Below are 19,897 nucleotides of genomic sequence, written 5' to 3'. Positions count from 1 at the left end.
CCAGGTCAGGCATATATTTCCAATGAATAAAAGATTGATAGCCCTGCTGGTGATTGCACCACTTTTGGCTTCCTGCTCCGGAAAAAAACAGCAGTCTCACGAAGAATGGGTTAAAGACACCAACGGGTTTGACATTTTGATGGGGCAATTCGCCCATAACATCGAAAACATTTGGGGTATTAATGAGGTTCTGATCGCCGGACCGAAAGATTACGTCAAGTACAGCGACAACTATTACACCCGCAGTCACATCAACTTTGAAAGCGGTAGCATCACGATTGAAACCATCGCAGGCACCGATCCCATGGCCAGTTTGCGCCAGGCGATCGTTACCACGCTGTTGATTGGTGAAGATCCTGGCAACGTTGACCTCTATTCAGATGCCAACGATATCGTGATCAGCAAAGAGCCGCTGCTGTATGGTCAGGTGCTGGATAACACGGGACAGGCCATTCGCTGGCAAGGTCGCGCTGAAAACTTTGCTGACTATTTGATCCAAAATAAGCTGAAGCGCCGCACTTCGGGCCTGCATGTGATTTACTCGATTACCATTCCGATGGTGCCGAACCACCTCGACAAACGTGCGCATAAATATTTGCCGATGGTGCGCAAATCTGCTGAAGAGTATGGCGTGGATGCCTCACTGATTTTAGCGATCATGCAAACTGAATCGAGTTTCAACCCCTATGCGGTTAGCCACTCTGATGCGCTGGGTTTGATGCAGGTTGTGCAGCATACCGCCGGCGTTGATGTGTTCCGCATGAAGGGCAAATGGGGCAAACCGAGCCGCAGCTATTTGCTTGATCCCGAGAACAACATTGATGCGGGAACGGCTTATATCTCGATTCTGCAGAAGAGTTATTTAGGCGGAATTCAGGATCCGTTGTCACGTCGCTATGCGGTTATTACCGCCTATAACGGCGGTGCAGGCAGCGTATTACGGGTCTTTTCCAGTGATAAGGATCGTGCGTTCAATATCATCAATGGTATGTCGCCGAACGAGGTTTATCAGACGCTGACCAAGCAGCATCCCAGCTCTGAATCGCGTCGTTATCTGACCAAGGTGAGCACTGCGCAACGCAGCTACCGGCAGTTTTAATCACTCTCGGGCTCGAGCCCGAGAGACAACAGACGTTTCGTTCGTCAGGCCGTGGGAAAAATGAAACTGCCTAATTGCCGGGCGAACGAAACGAGCTCACCCGGTTACGGCAATAACAAAAGGCTGGCGGGCCACAACCCGCCGCAGCCCAGGCTCGTCCTAGCGGCCAGCCACCATCATATTTGCGACTAAGTATTTGTTTCCAGTACTATCTTCTTCAGTGTAAACCCCCTGCAATTCAGGTGAGAAGCCTGGCAACAAATTCACGCCCTCTTCCAGAGCCAGGAAATAACGCTGTACCGCTCCGCCCCAAACTTCACCCGGCACAACACACAGCACGCCCGGCGGATACGGCAACGCACCTTCAGCAGCAATTCGCCCTTCGGCTTTGGCAATCGGCACCAGTTCAACGTCACCGCGAATGTACGCCTGATGCGCATCCTGCGGATTCACTTTCACCGCTGGCAGACCCTCCTCACGGAACATCATGCGCTGCAAACCTTTCACATCATGACTGACATAGAGATCATGCATCTCCTGACACAAGCGGCGTAGCGTGTATCCAGCATAACGTTTAGCATTCTTGCGATAGATAGTTGGTAGCACTTCAGCCAGTGGCGCATCCTCTTTCACATGCTGCTCGAATTGTGCCAGCATCGTCACCAAATGCGCCATTTTCTCTGGGCTTTCCGCAGGCGTCAGCAGGAACAGAATTGAGTTAAGATCGCACTTTTCTGGCACGATACCATTCTCGCGCAGGTAGTTAGCCAGAATGGTTGCGGGTATGCCGAACGCTGCATATTCGCCGCTCGCTGCATCAATACCTGGCGTGGTCAGCAGTAATTTGCAGGGATCAACACGGTATTGATCGCGATCGTAACCGGCAAAACCGTGCCATTTCGCGCCAGGTTCGAAGCTAAAATAGTGCAGATCGCGAGCGATCTCTTCTGTAGGTGCATCTTGCCAGGCTTTACCTTTTACGGTTTCCGGTACGAACGGCAGAATCATTTCACAGCGCTCAAAGATCGCTTTACGCGCCTCAATACCGATCATCACGCACTCATCCCACATGCGACGACCTGCATCGCCCTGATGCATTCTGGCATTGATATCCAGTGCGGCGAACAGCGGATAAAATGGGCTGGTCGAGGCGTGCAGCATGAACGCGTTGTTCAGGCGTTTGTGCGGACAAAAACGCTTTTGCCCACGAATATGGTTATCTTTTTTGTGAATCTGCGAGGTCTGCGAAAAGCCCGCCAGCTGCTTATGCACTGACTGCGTGACAAAAATGCCGGGATCGTTTTCGTTCAATTCCAGCGTCAGCGGTGAACACCCTTCCATTAGCGGAATAAACTGTTCGTAGCCCAGCCACGCTGAATCAAACAGGATGTAGTCGCAGAGATGGCCGATGCGATCCACCACCTGACGCGCGTTATAAACCGTACCGTCGTAAGTACCGAGCTGAATAATGGCAAGTCTAAACGGACGTGCATCGCTGGCACGCTGCGGGGCAACTTTCTGGATTTGCTGACGCAGATAATCCTCATCAAAACAGTGCGCATCAATGCCGCCGATAAAGCCAAACGGATTGCGGGCTGCCTCCAGATAAACCGGTGTAGCACCCGCCTGAATCAGCGCACCATGATGATTAGATTTGTGATTATTACGATCAAACAGCACCAAATCACCCCGCGTCAGCAGCGCGTTGGTCACCACTTTGTTGGCACTTGACGTGCCGTTCAGTACGAAATAGGTTTTATCCGCGTTAAAGACTTTGGCCGCATACTTCTGCGCGTCTTTCGCTGAGCCTTCATGAATCAGCAGGTCGCCCAGTTTTACATCGGCGTTGCACATGTCTGAACGAAATACGTTTTCGCCATAGAAATCATAAAACTGCCGTCCTGCCGGATGCTTTTTAAAGAACGCCCCGCCCTGATGTCCCGGACAGGCAAAAGTACTGTTTTGCATGTCGACATATTTGGTCAGGGTTTCAAAAAATGGCGGCAGCAGCTCAGATTCATAGGCCTGCGCAGCGGCTTCCAGCGCAGCCCACTCTTCGGGCTCGCCGTTTAATTCGCCAGTGACGCCAGGCAAATGCAGCACTTCTTCTTCAAAGGCATTGGTCACGAAGACCGGCAAATTGAAACCGGTGTGGCGTAACAGTGCCAGCACGCCACTGCGCGTATCAGCCAAAGAGACGACGACAGCCGCCACGTCGGTAAAATCAGTGTTGTCCAGCGTTACCACGTCGCGCGCGGTGTTGAGAGTCAAGTTAGGCGCCACAGCGGCGCTGGCAGCAATTTTTAGTGGTGTCATAGCACAAATCCCTAGCGTCAAGGATGAGTGGGTGCCAAAGGCACAGCAATGGGGATGATTCCCCGGCGAATAACGTCAGACGGATTAAACCGATAGACATCAGTAAAGTCAGATGAGCTCTGCCCTTACGCATGTCCAACAGCGTGCGTCAGGCTGGCCTCACCGCATGGTGAGCGAGGAGTGTGTCACTGAAATGATCGAGGGAAACAGCGCGCGCTTTCGCAGTAGCGAACGGGAACAAGTGCAAATGCGCATTGTACCGGCCATGGCGGCGTCCTCTGTAAAGATGGAAATGGGTGTCAAAAATTGGCGGTCATGATGTCACTTTTTTTAAACAGCGACAACCCGCCAGCGATAATTAATCAGTCAAAATGATAAACACACAAGTCGTTGATAAATAATATTTTATTAAAATAACCAGAGAGTAAAACGCTTAAATATCTGCACCTTATGCAAATTTATGCAGCCGCGCATAAGGTGCAGTTACGTGCTACAACCAGTGTTGCGCCCGAATCCGTTCACCGTCACTAAAGCGTGATAAGCGGAAAGGATGAGGATCTACCGAGGGCGTGCTGCCTAATACGAGATCAGCCATGAGCTGCCCAGCGCCTGGCGCAATACCAAAGCCGTGACCAGAAAATCCGGTAGCGACGTAAAGTCCTTTCACTTCATCTACCGCAGAGATCACGGGGATCGCATCAGGCAGAGTATCGATCAAACCGCCCCAACTTTGTGCTACCGGCAAATTGGCCAGCGGCGGCAACACCTTGCCGAGAGCCTCCCGCATCCGCTGAACAATAGCTGGATCGATTTGCGGCTCCAGCACGCGAACCGCCTCATACACCGATCGCTTATCTTCCACGCCAGGCCGCCAGTTAACTAATTCATCGACAAAGCGTTTGCCTAAACGCAGCTTCAGCGCCTGGCGCTCAACCCAGTACGCCGGCATAAACAGTGGGCTGAAACGCAGCGAATCGGTCGTGATATCAGCGGTATTGGTGGCAGAACTGGCAACGGTTAACCCCCCGTCCAGCCGTTTGCGTAACGCTACGCTACCAAAACTGGCGCAAACGCCTGGATCGAAATCCACTGGCCGGGTGCGCAACACGGTAGATAAAACCTTAAGCTGCGGAAGCGTGACATCCAGCCCTTGCAGCAGCAATCGCGTCCAGGCACCACCCGCCGTGACCACTTGCTGACAGCGTATCGCACCATGTTCGGTGATCACCGCATTGACGCGTCCATTGGTGCGTTCAATGGTGCGTACTGCACAATGTTGTTGCAGATTCAGGCCATGCTCCATTGCTTTCAACACCATCGCCGGTGCCGCTTTTTGCGGTTCTGCGCGACCATCCAGCGCGGTAAACAATCCGCCAATGAACTCGCCTTGTAACTGCGGCAGATGCTCGCGTAATTGTGACGAAGAGAGTAATTCACTGTGAATATCGTGCTGTTTAGCTTCGGCAATCCAGCGTTGATGGCGCGCATATTGCGCTTCGGTACGCGTCCCATAAACGATGCCGTTACGGCGAAAGCCAGTTTCACGCCCCAGCGTGGCGTTCATGTTTTCCCATAACTGCATACTGAGATTGATCAGCGGCAATTCACGCAGATCACGGCCTGTGCGACGACACCAACCCCAGTTACGACTTGATTGTTCTGCCGCTACGGTGCCTTTTTCCAGCAGCACCACACGAGTGCCGCGCTGAACCAGCGACAGCGCCGTAGCAACGCCAATGATCCCACCTCCGACGATGACGACATCGGTTTCCGTTGGAAAGTTATCTGATGAAGCCACCGCATCAACGCCTGGACCCATGATTGACCTCGTCAGTTAGTAGCTATCTTCTACCGTCCAGTTAACGGGAATTTCGGCGATGCTGGTGGTGCTCGGCAGCTCAAGCACAGTACGCACCAGATGCGCGATATCTTCCGGCTGCGTCATTTTTTCGGCTGAGATTTCAGTGAGTGCTGTTCCCATATCGGTGGCGACAAAACCAGGACAAATCGCCGTGCAGCGGATGCTATCGACATCGCCAATTTTGCGTAATCCGTGGGCCAGCGCTAAGGCGGCAAATTTACTCATTGAGTAGAGGCTGGAGCGCTCTGCTTTAACGCGTTTGCCCGACAGCGACACCAACATCACGATGCGTCCGGCGCCGCTGGCTTGCAGATGCGGCCAGACCAGGCGACTCAAGCGCATAGGCGATTTAACGTTGACGTCAAAAGTACGGTCAAACTCATCATCACTGGCTTCAAGGATTGAAACGGGCAACATCATACCGGCGTTGTGAACCACGGCATCGATGCGGCCAAATTTCTCGATAGTCGCGCTGACCCAGGCTTTTTCGCTGTCGGGATTAAAGGCGTCAAAAGCGCAGATCAGCTGACTTTCTGCGTCGGTAATCGGTACATCGTTTGGCGAGCGGCACCCCAAACTCACCGCCCAGCCGTTGGCCAGTAAGTTAGCGGCAATCGCTGCCCCAATACCGCGGCTGGCACCGCTGATGAGTGCGACTTTCTTGCCAGAAATAGACATGTTTTAGCTCCTGATGTTTGTTATGAGGAAGACGCTGCCTTGGGCTCGCTCTGAACGTGCATATGGCAGCATCGCCTTCCCCCGCTTCACGGGAAAAGGCCGGGATGGGGAAAAGCCAGCACAATCCTCTGAGAAAGATCATGCAAAATCCTCGCCTACATCGACGCACGTAACCGCGTATCGAGTGGACTTAGCAGCGGCTCAATTTCTGCCACTTCCTGTTTAAGCAGCGCTACATAGCGCTGACAAACGTCATCATTAAGCCGTGGGGACAAAAAAGTCAGGCCGAGCGAACCGACTACGCCCGCCCCTGCCACGCGGATTGGCACTGCGATACCGGCAATACCCGGTATCAGTTCGCCTGTATCCAACGCGTAACCCTGTTCTGCTGTCTCCGCAATCCAACGCGCTAAACGTGGCGGTGTCAGCATTGGCCAGCTCTCGAGCCGCGCCTGATTTCGCTGCAACATCTCCTGCTGCTGTTCAGTGTCGAGAAACGATAAAATCGCCAGGCTTCCCGGCCCTAATCCCAGCGGCACCGAACCGCCCACCGAGCCGGTCAGCGTTTGCATTTGATATTCACTGTCGTAGCGATCAATACAGACCGAATCATCACGATCGCGTGCCATTAACATGGCCGTTTCGCCGGTCTGCTTGCGCAATCGCTCCAGCGCTGGCTGAAACTGACGGCGCAATCCCGGGCCACGCGCAGCCTTCGCCCCGAAAATGAGTAATTTGGTGCCCAGCCGATAACACTTGTCGCCCTGAATTTTGTGCAGCAACTGATGCTCTACCAGCGAATTCAAAATGCGATGGCAAGTCACTTTATTCAGTCCCGATAATTCGCATAACGATTTCAGCGTTAAGCCTTCACTGCCCGCATCTGCGACAAAATCGAGCAGCGTGACTGCCCGATCAAGTAACTGCACGCCATTTTTTCCTGCGCTATCGCTCATCCTATCCGCCCCAATAAGTTCCATAATGTGAAACTTTTAATTATAAGATTTCAATATATGGTTTTTTGTTGACTAAATATCTATCAGATTTCATATTCGATTGACAAGTGAGTCGCACTTTTTGCCCATCTGCGAACCCTAAATTGTCTTTAAGACGACAGTGACGCAGTGCAAAAACAACGCGTATCCCTATAAAAAACATCATAAAACCTGCAAACCATCACTACCGAAGGATAAGAAAATGACAAAACATCGTATGCGTTTTCTGGCCACGTCACTGTTGCTGCTGGCTGCTCCCGCCATTACCTATGCCTACACGCTTTCTGATATCAAAAGTCGGGGTGTGCTTACCGTCGGCGTGAAAAATGATTATCCCCCTTACGGCTACATGGATAACGACGGCAAAACCGTGGGCTTTGAAATCAGCCTGGCGCGCTATATCGCCAACGAATTGTTGGGTTCACCGGACAAAGTCAAATTGGTGCCGGTCAACGCGTCGAACCGCATCCAGTTTTTAAACGCGGGTCAGATCGACATGATCATGGCCACGCTGGGCGTGACGCCTGAGCGTGCCAAAGAGATCGACTTCAGTGAAGAGTATGTCTCCGCCGCGGGCCCTTCTATCCTGGCGCGTAAAACTGCGAAATTCACCCAGTGGGAACAGCTGAAAGGCCAGAAAATCTGCGGCATTCAAGGCTCTTACTTCAATAAAACCGTGACCCAGAAGTATGGTCTGCAACTGGTGAACTTTACCGCACTGCCAGAAGCCTATCGTGCATTGCAGGACAACCGTTGCATTGCGATGGTGTTTGACGACATGACGCTGCAAAACAAAACCCATGAGGCGGGCTGGACTGATTACAAAATTGCCGTAAAGCCCTATGAGTTCACCCCAATGGCGGGTGGCGTGCGCAAAAATGACACCGCTTTCCTGGCCGCAGTGAACAAAGCGATCGTGAAAGCCGAAGGCGAAAACAAGCTCATCGAATGGGAAAAAGCGTTCGACATGCCGAAATCGCCGTACCTTGAAAAACGTGCAGAAGCGGCTCGCACAGCGGCGAACTAAGGCCTGACTATGTTTGGACTCGACTATTCCTGGCTGCTGGATCCGGTGTATCAGCAGTGGCTATTTCAGGGGGTGATACAAACGCTGGAGCTGGCAGCGCTTTGCTCACTGCTGGCGATCCTCATTGGTCTGGCAGGCACGCTGGCGCTGACGTTAAAGCTGCCGTGGCTGGATGCCGCCATTGAGCTGTTTGTTGAGCTGTTCCGCAATACGCCGCCGCTGCTGCAAATGCTGTTCTTTTATTTCACGCTGACGCAGATCGGTTTTACGCAGGAGGATCCGCTAACCGGCTTGCAGGTGCCGCTGGTCAGCGCCTTTATGTCAGCTGCCCTTTCACTCAGCCTGTTTGGTGGCGCGTTGTGCATAGAAGCCTTTCGATCAGGATTCGATGCTATTCCTAAAGCCACACTGGAAGCGGCGCGTTCACTCGGCTACTCGCGCTGGGGCCTGTTTCGTCATGTACAGGTTCCCATTGCATCACGCATCTGCCTGCCGCCGCTGACCAATGTGTTAACCAATCTGTTTAAAACCACCTCGCAAGCGTCGGTGATTACCGTACCGGAACTGATGTACGCCGCCGGACAGATTTATAACGACACCTTCCGCACGCTGGAAGTGATGCTGTTGGTACTGGTGATTTACGTGGTGCTGGTGAGTGCGCTGGTGTGGCTGATTGGCTGGGTTGAACGTCGCCTCGCCTACCCAGGATATGGAGGCTAAACATGGACATGCTTTACCAAAAACGCAAAACCCAGACCAAGCAGGCCTTTTTCATCCTGACGCTGCTGGGTTTGCTGTTTAGCATCTTCAACGATCCCGGCGGCGAATGGCATCAGGTTTGGCAGAAACTGCCGCTGCTGCTGACCGGATCGATGCAGGGCTGGCCGCTGAGCGGCGGCTTCGTGCTTAACATCTTTATCAGCATCGTCAGCATGGCGTTCGCCACCGTGCTCGGTCTGTTTCTTGGGCTGGCGATGATGGCGAAACGGCGCTGGTTAAGCCTGCCCGCGCGTGCGGTGATGAACTTTCTGCGTAACGCGCCGTGGTTGGTGCTGCTGTTTTCAATGCTTTATCTGCTGCCTTATCGCGTGGAATTGCTGGGTATTCACTTCACTTTTTCGCCGCTGTTCAAAGCCATTATTGGCTTGAGTTTGCCTACTGCCGCTAACTTCGCCGAAGTGATCCGTGGTGCGGTGAACTCGGTGCACAGCGGACAATGGGAGTCTGCACGCTCGTTTGGTTATAGCCAGTGGCAGATTTATCGCATCGTGATTTTACCGCAGGCGCTGCGCCGCATCATTCCCGGATGGATGAACCTGTATGCGCTGCTGGCCATTTCCACTGCGCTGGCTACCGTCACTGGCGTGCAAGAGGTCGTTACGCTGCTGCGCACCACGCTGGCAACCGAAAGCGAAAGCACGCTGGTTTATTTCTACGTCACCGTGCTGCTGATGTTCTTCTGCTATTGCTACCCGATCGCCCTGCTGGCGCGTCGACTGGAAAACAACACCAAAGGGGATGCCCTATGATCGATCGCGTTTCGTCCCTGATTGAACTGGACACCATTTATAAATCTTTCGGCAAAACCGAGGTGTTGAAAGGCATTTCGCTGGAGGTCGCCAAAGGCGAAGCGGTCTGCATTATCGGGCCTTCCGGCTCGGGTAAATCCACCATTCTGCGCTGCATAAATGGTTTGCTGCCGATTGATGAAGGCTTTGTGCGCGTGGGTGAACATCGCGTTCATGAGATCAACAGCGAAAAAGCGATGCGCCCGCTGCGTCATCAAGTGGCGATGGTGTTTCAGCAGTACAACCTTTTTCCGCATCGCACGGTACTCGACAACGTGATGATGGCACCGATGCAAGTATTGAAACATGAGCGTGAAGCGGTGCGCGAGCGCGCGATTCGTCTGCTTGAAAAAGTGCGGCTAAGCGGTAAAGAGAGCCGCTATCCCGGTGAGCTTTCAGGCGGACAGCAACAACGCGTCGCGATTGCGCGTGCGCTGGCGATGCAGCCGGAAATCATTCTGTTCGATGAAGTGACAGCCGCACTCGATCCAGAAACCGTGAAAGAGGTGCTGAATACTATTCGCGAACTGGTGGATGAAGGGCTGACCTGCCTGCTGGTGACGCACGAAATGCGTTTCGCCCGCGAAGTCTCGCATCGGGTTTGCTTTACCGATGCCGGCAAAATTGTGGAGATGGCGCCACCGGCGCAGCTCTTTGACGATCCGCAGGATGCACGCACCCGCGAGTTCCTCGGTCAGGTGTTGTAACAGTGAAGAGAGAGATCATGTCCGATCAGGCCATTTTTACTGAAGATTTCAAAACCACGCCCTATTGGTGGGACGCTGCGCCACCGGAAACCTGTCTGGATGCGCTGCCTGCCCGCGCAGACGTCGTTATAGTTGGCTCCGGCTTCGCCGGTTTAAATGCAGCCGTTGAGCTGGCGCGTCACGGAAAAAACGTGGTGCTGCTGGAGGCTAATGAACTCGGCAGCGGCGGCAGCACGCGCACCGGCGGCATGATCAGCAGCGGGCAAAAATTGGTGGTTGGCGGCGCGATAAAAGGCATTCCACCCGACCTGTTTCAGCACATGATTGCCGACTCCATCGCGTCGTTCGCGTTTATTCAGACGTTAGTGCGCAGTGAGCAGCTGGATGCTGACCTGTTTATCGGCGGACGCTACTTCGGCGCGCATACGCAGAAGCAGCTTGCCAGCCTGTATGAAATGGGCGATATCCTGCACCGCGTGACGGGCGTGACGGTACACAAAGTGGATCAGGAAAATCAGGCGGCGATCATCGGCTCACGCTTTTATCACGGCGGCATTCTGGTGGATGAATATGGCGGCGTGCATCCTGGCAAGTACAATCGGGCGCTGCGGGCGCTGGCGCGTCAGCACGGCGCGCAGCTGTTTTCACATGCGCGAGTAAAAAGTGTGAAAACAGAAGGCGGCGGCAAAGTGGTGTATACCGAACGCGGCACCGTTCAGGCCGAATCGGTGATTTTCCTGACCAACGGCTATACCGAAAAGGACGCCACGCCAAATCTGGCGAAACGCATTGTGCCGGTGAAGAGTTATCAAATTGCTACTGAGCCTTTGCCGCGAGAGTTACTGGAAAGATTGATTCCCAGCGGCAGAATGATCACCGACAGTCGCCGCGATCTCATTTATACGCGCCCTTCCCCGGACGGCACGCGCCTGCTGTTTGGGTCGCGCCCCGGCATAATGGATTGCGATGAGAAAACGGCGGCGATTCGCATTCGCCAACGCATGCTGGCGATCTGGCCGGAACTCGCACCCTATCGTATCAGCCACGCGTGGAGCGGGTTTGTAGGAATGACGCGTGATAAAACGGCTTACGCCGGTGAAATGGACAATGCGCGCTTCGCCGTGGGTTGTAACGGCAATGGCGTGGCGCTGATGAGCTGGCTGGGCTTTCGCGCCGCACAGAAACTGCTTGGCACCGAACCGCGGCCCTTATCGTTTGAACGCAGCAACTTCCGGCCTATTCCACTTTATAACGGTAAGCCATGGTTTGTTCCGCTGGTCAGCGGATGGTATCGACTGCGCGATGCGATTGATAAGGTACGAGATTAGGTTAGTTGGCGAGTTTGGGTGAGTGCGGGCTGTGAGGTGAGTTGGTGCTGGCTGTCCCCCACCTCGGTCCTCCCCCACACGTGGGGGAGGAAGATGCTGCTATATGTTAGTAAGGAAGCGGCTTGTGGCGGTGCCTCCTTACCCACATGTGGGGGAGGAAGATGCTGCTATATGTTAGTAAGGAAGCGGCTTGTGGCAGCGTCTCCTTACCCACACGTGGAGGAGGAAGATGCTGCTATATGTTAGTGAGGAAGCGGCATGTGGCAGCGTCTCCTTCCCCCGTCAAAACGGGGGAAGGTTGGGATGGGGGACAGACGACGCCTCACGTTAAAGGCGCGACGCTGAGATTAACGACGCCAATCCCTACCGAAATCCGCCATGGAAGCGTAAACTCGATGATCTCTTTCCAAACCTGCCGGAGGCTGCATGTTTAAGGCACTGGTCATTGAAAATGACGAACAAGGTTACCGTTCACTGCTGAAAGATCTCCCCGAATCACAACTGCCCGATCAAGACGTCACACTCGACGTTAGCTACTCCACTCTGAACTACAAAGACGCCTTAGCTATCTGCAATAAAGGCCCTATCGTGCGTCAATTCCCGATGGTACCCGGCATCGATTTTGTTGGTCGTGTAACCTCAAGCCGCCATCCCGACTGGCAACACGATGACGTTGCGTTACTCACCGGTTGGGGCGTTGGAGAAAAATATTGGGGCGGGCTGGCGCAAAAAGCCAGCGTATCCGGCGACTGGTTAGTGCCGCTGCCGAGCACGCTAAGCCCTTTGCAAACCATGGCGATCGGCACCGCAGGTTTTACCGCAATGCTGTGCGTGCTGGCGCTGGAGAAACAGGGCGTTAAACCCGATCATGGCCCGGTATTGGTGACAGGTGCCAGCGGCGGCGTGGGCAGCTTCAGCGTCAACTTGCTGGCTCGACTCGGTTTTAACGTCATCGCGTCCAGCGGTCGCGCCAGCGACGAAGAGTATTTGATCACTACACTCGGCGCATCGTCAGTTATCGATCGCGCTGAACTGGCAGAGCCCGGCAAACCGCTGGCTAAAGAGCGCTGGGCGGCGGCGATTGATAGCGTCGGCAGCCATACCTTAAGCAATGTGCTAGCCGCAACTCAGCGCGACGGCGTGGTCGCCGCTTGCGGCATGGCGCAAGGTCTGGATCTGCCCACCAGCGTGGCGCCGTTTATCTTGCGCGGCGTCACCTTAGCGGGCGTTGACAGCGTAATGTGCCCTAAAGCGCTGCGCCAGCAGGCGTGGCAACGCCTTGGCGAAATCCTCGACACCACGCAGCTCAGCAAATTTACCCACGTCATTCCGTTGAGTGAAGCGCGACAAGGCGCGCACGATCTGCTGGAAGGTAAAGTGCGCGGTCGGTTGATTGTCGATTGCCGCTGAGGCTTTGCGGTTGCCCACATATTGCTGTTAACCCTTCACAGCAATAATGGTTTCGTAAAAATGCGCCTGAATGTGGCGCATTTTTCTGGCTTCAGCGGGAAGGTTGAAGGCGTTTGATTAAACCGTTGATAGCAAACAGCGCGCCCTGCTCCATCACCTCTTTTGGTTCGCCGTCAAATTGCTGACATTCCGCGTAGATGTCGCCGTTCGCCAGTTTCCAACCGACCCAAATGGTGCCTGCGGGCGTGCCATCTTCGCCGCCGTCAGGTCCTGCATAGCCGCTGATGGCCAAACTAACGGGCTCTTTGGACCGATCGCACGCCCCCTGCGCCATCTCGCGTACGGTGTGTTCACTCACCGCGGTGTATTGTTCAAGCACCCTTTCGCTCACACCCAGCAAACGCACTTTTGCGCTCTCGCTATAGGTGACAAAACCGCTGGTATAAAAGTTGCCGCTGTTCTCAACCGCCGCCAGCGTCATGCTGATGAGACCGGCAGTACAAGATTCTGCGGTGGCAAGATGCAGACCAGAAGATAATAAAATTTTACCTAACTTTTCAGCAGCCTCGTTTAGCGTATTCGCCATCGTTTTCTCCCTGTTTATTGACTGTTTAGAGAAAAGTATGGCTGAAAAAAAACAGTTGGCAGCTAAGACAAGGTAATGTTTTATAAGCGAAACGGCCTAAACCCGCAGCTGAATATGTGGTCGTCCACTTTCAGCATGTGGCGTTACCTGCAATTCAGCCTGATACCAGCGCATCAGGGTTGCTTCCGTCATCACCTGCTGCGGTGTGCCCTGCGCCACTAATTTGCCCTGATGCAGCAGCAAAATACGATCGGCCCACAGCGAAGCCAGATTGAGATCGTGCAGCACGGCGCAGACGCTAAAGTCACTTTTGCGCGTGAGTTTATGCAGCAAGCGCAGCGTCTGCTGCTGCCAGAACAGATCCAAGGCCGAAGTCGGCTCATCGAGAAAAAGCCAGCCTCGCGGCGCGCCATCCTGCCACAGCTGCGCCAGCACGCGCGCCAACTGCACGCGCTGCTGCTCCCCGCCGGAAAGCTGACGATAATCGCGCTGCGCCAGCGCATCACACCCGGTCAACATCATCACCTCTGCAACAATCGCAGCCGACTGCGTTGATGGCCAGGGCGCGCGACCCATTGCCACCACTGACGCCGCCGATTGCGAAAAGGTCATGGTGTTTTGCTGACGCATTACCGCGCGTCGTCGTGCCAGCTGCTCACGCGGCCACTGATCTAACGGGCGATCGTCAAGGCGGCATTCCCCACGATCCGGGGGCAGGAAACCGGTTAACAGGCGTAACAACGTTGATTTCCCCGCGCCATTGGGGCCGATCAGCGCCACCATTTCACCGGCGTTAAGCGTGACATCCAGATTATCGATCAACATCCGTGAGCCGCGCGCAAAATGCAGTCCACTAGCCTGAAGCTGCTTCATCATTCCATTCCTCGCTGCTGGCGCAGGATCAACCAGAGAAACCAGGGGCCACCAATCAGGCTGGTCAGTAATCCCACCGGCATTTCAGCGGGGATCACCACCGTGCGCGCCAGCGTATCCGCCAGCAGCAACAGAATACCGCCTGCCAGCGCCGAGCCCGGCAACATCCAGCGGTGATCGTTGCCCAGGCAAAAACGCATCACATGTGGCACCACTAAGCCAACAAAACCGATAATCCCGCTGACCGATACGGCGGTGCCAACCAGTAACGCGCTGAGCACCAGCAGTTGGCGCTGGGTGCGTTTGACATCAATACCCATGTAATGCGCATCTTCTTCACCCAGTTGCAGCAAGTTGAGGCGACGCGCACGCGTCTGCAGCAGCAGCAGCGCTGGCACAATCAACAGCGCACAAACCAACAACGAAGGCCACTGCGCCTGACTTAAACTTCCCATGCCCCATAGCGAAAGCTGACGCAGTTGCTGATCGTTGCTCAGCCATGAAAGCACGCCGACCGCTGCACCACACAAGGCATTAATGGCAATGCCGACCAGCAGCAACCGCGACAAATTGCCGCGCGCCAGACGACTAAAGCTGAAGATCAGCAGCGTCACCAACAGGCTGCCAAGAAACGCAGCGACTGTCGGGAGCCACATCGCTAACATTGCTGGCAGCGCCAGCGGGATGACGATGGCTAGCGCCACCGCTAAACCCGCGCCGCTGCTGATGCCAAGCAATCCGGGATCGGCCAACGGATTGCGAAACAGCCCTTGCATCACTGCACCCGATACCGCCAGCGCCATACCCAACAGCACCGCCAGCAACACGCGCGGCAAACGAATGTTCAGCCAGATTTGCCAGCTGATATCGTTGAGCGGCGCTTGCCACAGCGTACGCAGCGACAGCGACATGGCACCGAGATTCGCCGCAATCACCATCGCCACCAACATGCTGATCAGCATCAAGAGCAGCCAGCGCAGATTAATCATGCCGGATGGCTTCTGCCGCACGGCGCAATTTGACAATAGCCTGCGGCGTATCCAGACCAAAACCCAGCAGCGCCATGGTATCGATCACCAGCAGGTTGTGGTGCTGCCCGGCGGGCGTTAGTGCCAGCCCCGGCAGCTGCCACAGTTTCTCTTCGTTGCCGAACGCTTTCAGGCCGTCATCCCCAATCACCACTAAATCGGGCGCAGCAGCGACCACGCCTTCCTGTGACAGCGCCTGATAATGCGGTACTGAAGCCATGGCGTTCACCAAGCCTGCACTGCGAATGGCACTATCTGCAGCAGTTTGATTACCCGCCGCCAGTGATTTCATGCCGCTGTTCGCCATGATAAACAACACTTTGACCGGTAATGTCTGTTGCGGAAGTTGCGCCAGCTGCTTCTCAACCTGCGCTTCCAGGGTTTGTGCCTGAGCTTCACGATTCAGCGCTTTGCCAATGGCAGCAATCTTTTTCGGAATAGCTTGCACGCTGTTTTCGCCGGTTATCTCCACCACTTTCACACCCGCTTGCTCCACTTGCTGCAACACCAGCGAAGGCTTAGCCAGCTCACTGCTTAACACCAACGTCGGTTTCAGCGCCAGAATGCCCTCGGCGTTGAGCTGGCGCATATAGCCGATGTTGGGCAATCTATTCGCCTGCGCCGGTTGCTGGCTGGTGCTGTCGCGGGCGATCAGATTTTGCTGAGCATCCAGCGCATAAACGATTTGTGTGACGTCACCGCCAATCGACACCACCCGCTCCGTCGCAAACGAGGGAAGCGCCACCAGCACCATCAATAACAGCGATTTCATGCGGCGTCTCCTGCCGCACGCAGCGAGTTGACTTGCTCACGCCAGCGCGCCTGCTCCGGCGTGCCTTCGCTGCGCTGACCATACAGCTGCGCAATTTGCGTGCCGTCGGCGGCGAACAGTTCCAGACTTGTGACAAAACCATCGCCGCTGGGTTTGCGTGTTACCCAGCTTTCGCTAATGTGGTTTTCCATCAGGTGCAGCGTAAATTGTGGATTGAAGATGTTGATCCAGTTTTCCATTGGCATCAGTTTTTCTACAACGCCGGTAAAGATCTGAGTACAGCCGCGATTGCCGACAAAAATCATGATTTCATTGGCATCCTGCAACGTCAGATTCAGCACTTTCGCCAGCGCATCATTGCTGACTTGCCAGGCGAGATCGTCACCCGCAGCGCGGAATGCCTGCTGGCGCGAGACGTTGTGACGCTTCAACAGGCCAAAGAATTGATGCACGTCAGTCATCGCGCGCCATTCGTTGTCGATAGCTGCTGCATCAACGTTGCGATTGCGTTCCGCAACCGTAAACGGCTGAACACTAATCGGTGCGCTATTTTCTTGAGCAAAATTCGCGATCAATGCCTGCCACGCGGCTTTGTCGCTGTTGTCAGTCATATAGACTTTCAACACGGCATCGCCGTGGCGATCAAAGATCTGAATGCTTTGGCGTTCGCCATGCGCAGTTTGCTCACGCAATGCGAACGCGCTCTGCCACTGCGACGGAAACAGGCGCAAATCCAACGCGCGTGGATTAAGAACCAAACCACCGTGACCGCCTAAATGCAGATTTTTATATTCTCCGAGATGCTCATGTACCGCATATTCATTGCGGGTGATGCTTTTGGTTTCACCGACCGCTTCCAGCGCAGCCAGCAGCGCCGGGAAATCACTTTTTATCGCCTGCGCGTCGTGCCCGATACGCGCTTCGCAGAGCTGTGCTTCGCTGATGCCCATCAGCGCTGCCAGATCGCGGGCATACTTCTTCGGCTGTTCACCCTTCAGGGCTAAATAGTGTTGGTAAGTCTGGTTCATTGCGCGTTGTTCCCATGAATGTGCCCTGCTTTATCGCAGGGCTAAATTATTATCAGAAGTCGACGTTAACACCCAGTTGGAAGGTGCGGCCTGGCATCACCGCCAGCGATTGATCGTTGCGATCCTGTTGTGAATCACTGGTCAACTCACGGCTGCTGAGGTAATCCCAATATTTACGATCGGTGAGGTTATAGAGGCCGCCGCTCAACTTAACGTTTTTAGTGACGTTCCAGTACGCGGTCATATCCACCATGCCATAACCCGGCACACGCATATAATCAGTGCTGGAATCCGTTATGGCGTTACCCGTATTGGTGAAGCTTTCCCGGTTCGTCGCTGTCGCTTTCTTGCCTTTCACGAAAGTAGCGGTGACTGCCGCACCATAACCGCGATCAACGTCATCCCACGCCAGGCCAACGATGGCTTTCATCGGCGCTACGCTCTCCAGATCGACATAACGGTCGCCAAGGTAGCTCGACTTCGCTGCGCCTTGGGTGTAACCGAAGGCCAGATTGGCGCTCAGACCATCGACCTGCTGGAACCAGGTGCCGAAGTTAATTTTGCTACTGATTTCTGCACCGTAAATGTATGCCTTATCGCGGTTCTCAGCTTCATAAGTGGTGTAGATGTTGCTCGGTACATTAACGAATTTATCGGGATTGCCTGAACGGGTGTAACGGGTAAAGGCAATGAAGTTTTTATAGTCGTTATAGAAGGCAGCCGCGTTAATGCTGACGCCTTCGGTCAACAGACCTTTCACGCCCCATTCGTAGTTATTGCTGGTTTCGGTTTTAAGATCGGGATTACCTATCAACGCATATTGCGCTGTGCCGGCATAGCTGGAACCCAGGTTCCACGAACCATACAGCTGGGTGTCATTCGGGAACTGCGCGCCACGGCTATATTGCAGATAGGTCATTAGCGTTGGTGTCAGATCATATTGGAAAGCAATTGACGGCAGAACCTGTGTATCGGTGTTCGCAGATCCGTACAGCGCTGACACGTCTGAGGAGTCGAGCGCGCTGCTGTTGGTGGTCAAGGTGGAGACATCTCGCGGCTTGGTGTTCTGGTACATCACACGTACGCCCGGAATCACCGCGAAATTATGACTGTCGAAGTCAACGTTGATCTTATCCTGTACGTAACCGCCCACCGTGTAGCTACGGCTGTTGGCCTGCGGCTGCATGATCACACTATAAACACTTGGCGTAGGCGATTGGCGGAACGGACGTTCGGTGTCAATCAGGCGTGCGTTAAGGCCGCCGCTCAGTTCATGACGACCTATACTCTTCGCCAGCCGCGTGTCAAAGCCATAAGTATCGCTGTTGTAATCGGAGTAAACCGTTTGATAGGCGCTGGCGCTCGACGGCATGTAGGTGTTGTCATGCGCTTCAGTTTTCTGCCAGTAAACGCGCGTGATCAGGCTGTCGATAACATTGTTATACGGCGTGTATTCATCACTCAGGCTCGCGCCGAAACGGCGCGTGTCACTTTGCTGCTGCGCAGTGCCCCAAACGGTATTACCGGATGTATCCCAACTGTCGTAATGCGAATGATTGGTTTTGTGGTAGTAATCCAGCGTCGCGCTGAGTTTGTGCTCATCATTGGGTTGCCAGATGCCGGAAGTCATAAAGGCATCGGAGTGCCAGTTCGCTGGGTAAGCGTCAAGCTCGCCGCTGTTGTTTTCGGTTTCCTGCCCGTCGCGACGGCTGTAAACGAAAATACCGCGCAGCTCGTCATCGCCCGCCGCAGCGGTAATGCCGTTGTGCCAGCTACGGTTCGAAGAGTCATAATCGCTTTGGTAACCGAAGTAGGTTTCCTTACCCGGACGCAGGTAATCATCCGCTGTTTTGTTGCGGAAAGAGACATTGCCGCCGATTGAGGTGTTGGGTTGATCGACCGCCGTTGCGCCCTTTTCAATGTCGATGCGGCCAAACATGTAGGGATCAATGTAATCACGACCGATGCCAAAGCTGTCAAGGCCGGCGCGTCCAACATAGCTGCGTCCGGTGGCTTGCGGCAGCGGAATGCCATCTACGTCCAGACCTACACGGTTACTTTCCAGCCCACGAATGTTGTAACCCGTATAACCCGCGCGGTCGAAACCACTTTTTCCAGCAGACGAACCGCCGCTGGAGCCGGTTGCGCTGATCAGCGGTTCGTAACGCATGATAGAACCAAAGTCGTTTGCGCCACGCTGACGCAGCTCTGCCGCAGAGAGCGAGGTTTTGCTGCCCGCCCGTTTTTCGTCTTGGGGTGCGTTAACGGTCATTACCGGTTCGCTGCTGCTGCTTTTGCTGGCTGAAAGTGCAAGAACCGAAGGATCCGAGCTGGCGGCGTAGCCGCAGGCTGTATGAATTGCAGAGGCGATCAGCGCCGTTTTAAACAGCCGCTGTGGCGTAATTCCCTGAAAAAGTAGTGACATGAGCGCGAAAGTCCTGATTAATTGTTAGTATTCGCTCACACGCTTGCAGACAGTATCAAAAGATGGCTTCGCACAATAAAGCCATAAAAAAATTGAACTTATTTTTAGGTATGAATTATTTGCCGAGAATCTAATGCAAGTGGTAATCATTATCAATAGCATTTACATTAAGAGGGTTCTTACAGCGCACATTTTG

General features: G+C 54.2%; 17 protein-coding genes. 7 read left to right on the top strand and 10 right to left on the bottom strand.

What is annotated here, in order from left to right:
- The first annotated feature begins 22 nt into the window (after positions 1-22).
- Entirely contained in the window at positions 23-1,099 is a 1,077-nt protein-coding gene (mltC, locus tag SC127_RS00465) for a membrane-bound lytic murein transglycosylase MltC (protein WP_243078998.1), read from the top strand.
- 159 nt (positions 1,100-1,258) lie between these two features.
- Here mltC and SC127_RS00460 read toward each other — a convergent pair whose 3' ends face one another.
- From SC127_RS00460 to SC127_RS00445, 4 genes are all read right to left on the bottom strand, one after another.
- Positions 1,259-3,415 (bottom strand): ornithine decarboxylase, encoded by a 2,157-nt coding sequence (locus SC127_RS00460; protein ID WP_332624867.1) that lies wholly within the window; start codon positions 3,413-3,415, stop codon positions 1,259-1,261.
- 490 nt (positions 3,416-3,905) lie between these two features.
- The gene (locus SC127_RS00455) at positions 3,906-5,234 is read right to left on the bottom strand and encodes an NAD(P)/FAD-dependent oxidoreductase (RefSeq protein ID WP_332624866.1); all 1,329 of its coding nucleotides are present in this window, start codon (positions 5,232-5,234) and stop codon (positions 3,906-3,908) included.
- A 15-nt stretch (positions 5,235-5,249) separates the two neighbouring features.
- A complete protein-coding gene (locus SC127_RS00450; RefSeq protein WP_243078995.1) occupies positions 5,250-5,954 on the bottom strand; it encodes an SDR family NAD(P)-dependent oxidoreductase in 705 nt (234 codons plus the stop codon).
- A 155-nt stretch (positions 5,955-6,109) separates the two neighbouring features.
- A complete protein-coding gene (locus SC127_RS00445) occupies positions 6,110-6,910 on the bottom strand; it encodes an IclR family transcriptional regulator (RefSeq protein ID WP_243078994.1) in 801 nt (266 codons plus the stop codon).
- A 241-nt stretch (positions 6,911-7,151) separates the two neighbouring features.
- Here SC127_RS00445 and SC127_RS00440 point away from each other — a divergent pair, with 241 nt between their 5' ends.
- From SC127_RS00440 to acuI, 6 genes are all read left to right on the top strand, one after another.
- Entirely contained in the window at positions 7,152-7,976 is an 825-nt protein-coding gene (locus SC127_RS00440) for a transporter substrate-binding domain-containing protein (protein ID WP_332624865.1), read from the top strand.
- 9 nt (positions 7,977-7,985) lie between these two features.
- Complete coding sequence (locus tag SC127_RS00435) at positions 7,986-8,696, top strand: amino acid ABC transporter permease (RefSeq protein WP_243078992.1); 711 nt, start codon at positions 7,986-7,988, stop codon at positions 8,694-8,696.
- A 2-nt stretch (positions 8,697-8,698) separates the two neighbouring features.
- On the top strand, positions 8,699-9,505 hold the full coding sequence (locus tag SC127_RS00430) for an amino acid ABC transporter permease (RefSeq protein WP_243078991.1): 807 nt from the start codon (positions 8,699-8,701) through the stop codon (positions 9,503-9,505).
- Positions 9,502-10,251 carry an amino acid ABC transporter ATP-binding protein gene (locus tag SC127_RS00425; RefSeq protein WP_243078990.1) on the top strand — a complete coding sequence of 250 codons (750 nt, stop codon included), beginning with the start codon at positions 9,502-9,504 and terminating at the stop codon, positions 10,249-10,251. The genes SC127_RS00430 and SC127_RS00425 overlap by 4 nt, the downstream gene beginning before the upstream one ends.
- Positions 10,252-10,268: 17 nt before the next feature.
- Positions 10,269-11,579, top strand: a complete 1,311-nt coding sequence (locus SC127_RS00420; RefSeq protein WP_243078989.1) for an NAD(P)/FAD-dependent oxidoreductase — start codon at positions 10,269-10,271, stop codon at positions 11,577-11,579.
- Positions 11,580-12,005: 426 nt separating this feature from the next.
- A complete protein-coding gene (gene acuI / locus SC127_RS00415) occupies positions 12,006-12,989 on the top strand; it encodes an acrylyl-CoA reductase (NADPH) (protein ID WP_215845642.1) in 984 nt (327 codons plus the stop codon).
- Positions 12,990-13,080: 91 nt separating this feature from the next.
- On the opposite strand, the gene SC127_RS00410 is transcribed toward acuI, so the two are convergent.
- From SC127_RS00410 to SC127_RS00385, 6 genes are all read right to left on the bottom strand, one after another.
- Positions 13,081-13,575, bottom strand: coding sequence for a CinA family protein (locus SC127_RS00410; protein ID WP_215845641.1), 495 nt, complete (start codon positions 13,573-13,575; stop codon positions 13,081-13,083).
- 96 nt (positions 13,576-13,671) lie between these two features.
- The gene (locus SC127_RS00405; RefSeq protein ID WP_332624864.1) at positions 13,672-14,451 is read right to left on the bottom strand and encodes a heme ABC transporter ATP-binding protein; all 780 of its coding nucleotides are present in this window, start codon (positions 14,449-14,451) and stop codon (positions 13,672-13,674) included.
- Positions 14,448-15,437, bottom strand: coding sequence for a FecCD family ABC transporter permease (locus SC127_RS00400; protein WP_332624863.1), 990 nt, complete (start codon positions 15,435-15,437; stop codon positions 14,448-14,450). Before SC127_RS00400 ends, SC127_RS00405 begins: the two co-directional genes overlap by 4 nt.
- A complete protein-coding gene (locus SC127_RS00395; protein ID WP_332624862.1) occupies positions 15,430-16,248 on the bottom strand; it encodes a heme/hemin ABC transporter substrate-binding protein in 819 nt (272 codons plus the stop codon). The genes SC127_RS00400 and SC127_RS00395 overlap by 8 nt, the downstream gene beginning before the upstream one ends.
- Positions 16,245-17,276: a hemin-degrading factor gene (locus SC127_RS00390; protein ID WP_332624861.1), complete on the bottom strand. Its 1,032-nt coding sequence runs from the start codon at positions 17,274-17,276 to the stop codon at positions 16,245-16,247. The genes SC127_RS00395 and SC127_RS00390 overlap by 4 nt, the downstream gene beginning before the upstream one ends.
- A 52-nt stretch (positions 17,277-17,328) precedes the next feature.
- Positions 17,329-19,701: a TonB-dependent receptor domain-containing protein gene (locus tag SC127_RS00385; RefSeq protein ID WP_332624860.1), complete on the bottom strand. Its 2,373-nt coding sequence runs from the start codon at positions 19,699-19,701 to the stop codon at positions 17,329-17,331.
- Positions 19,702-19,897: the final 196 nt, after the last annotated feature.

This window comes from Pantoea sp. T14, assembly GCF_036663535.1.
GTDB lineage: Bacteria > Pseudomonadota > Gammaproteobacteria > Enterobacterales > Enterobacteriaceae > Pantoea > Pantoea phytostimulans.
This window is presented reverse-complemented; position numbering and strand designations above follow the sequence as displayed.

Excerpts from the sequence above, each read along its gene's own strand:
- SC127_RS00420 (WP_243078989.1), top strand. The coding sequence starts at position 10,269 with ATGTCCGATCAGGCCATTTTTACTGAAGATTTCAAAACCACGCCCTAT.
- SC127_RS00410 (WP_215845641.1), bottom strand. The coding sequence starts at position 13,575 with ATGGCGAATACGCTAAACGAGGCTGCTGAAAAGTTAGGTAAAATTTTA.
- SC127_RS00385 (WP_332624860.1), bottom strand. The coding sequence starts at position 19,701 with ATGTCACTACTTTTTCAGGGAATTACGCCACAGCGGCTGTTTAAAACG.
- SC127_RS00440 (WP_332624865.1), top strand. The coding sequence starts at position 7,152 with ATGACAAAACATCGTATGCGTTTTCTGGCCACGTCACTGTTGCTGCTG.
- SC127_RS00425 (WP_243078990.1), top strand. The coding sequence starts at position 9,502 with ATGATCGATCGCGTTTCGTCCCTGATTGAACTGGACACCATTTATAAA.
- SC127_RS00395 (WP_332624862.1), bottom strand. The coding sequence starts at position 16,248 with ATGAAATCGCTGTTATTGATGGTGCTGGTGGCGCTTCCCTCGTTTGCG.
- SC127_RS00430 (WP_243078991.1), top strand. The coding sequence starts at position 8,699 with ATGGACATGCTTTACCAAAAACGCAAAACCCAGACCAAGCAGGCCTTT.
- SC127_RS00435 (WP_243078992.1), top strand. The coding sequence starts at position 7,986 with ATGTTTGGACTCGACTATTCCTGGCTGCTGGATCCGGTGTATCAGCAG.
- mltC (WP_243078998.1), top strand. The coding sequence starts at position 23 with ATGAATAAAAGATTGATAGCCCTGCTGGTGATTGCACCACTTTTGGCT.
- acuI (WP_215845642.1), top strand. The coding sequence starts at position 12,006 with ATGTTTAAGGCACTGGTCATTGAAAATGACGAACAAGGTTACCGTTCA.
- SC127_RS00455 (WP_332624866.1), bottom strand. The coding sequence starts at position 5,234 with ATGGGTCCAGGCGTTGATGCGGTGGCTTCATCAGATAACTTTCCAACG.
- SC127_RS00400 (WP_332624863.1), bottom strand. The coding sequence starts at position 15,437 with ATGATTAATCTGCGCTGGCTGCTCTTGATGCTGATCAGCATGTTGGTG.
- SC127_RS00390 (WP_332624861.1), bottom strand. The coding sequence starts at position 17,276 with ATGAACCAGACTTACCAACACTATTTAGCCCTGAAGGGTGAACAGCCG.
- SC127_RS00405 (WP_332624864.1), bottom strand. The coding sequence starts at position 14,451 with ATGATGAAGCAGCTTCAGGCTAGTGGACTGCATTTTGCGCGCGGCTCA.
- SC127_RS00445 (WP_243078994.1), bottom strand. The coding sequence starts at position 6,910 with ATGAGCGATAGCGCAGGAAAAAATGGCGTGCAGTTACTTGATCGGGCA.
- SC127_RS00460 (WP_332624867.1), bottom strand. The coding sequence starts at position 3,415 with ATGACACCACTAAAAATTGCTGCCAGCGCCGCTGTGGCGCCTAACTTG.
- SC127_RS00450 (WP_243078995.1), bottom strand. The coding sequence starts at position 5,954 with ATGTCTATTTCTGGCAAGAAAGTCGCACTCATCAGCGGTGCCAGCCGC.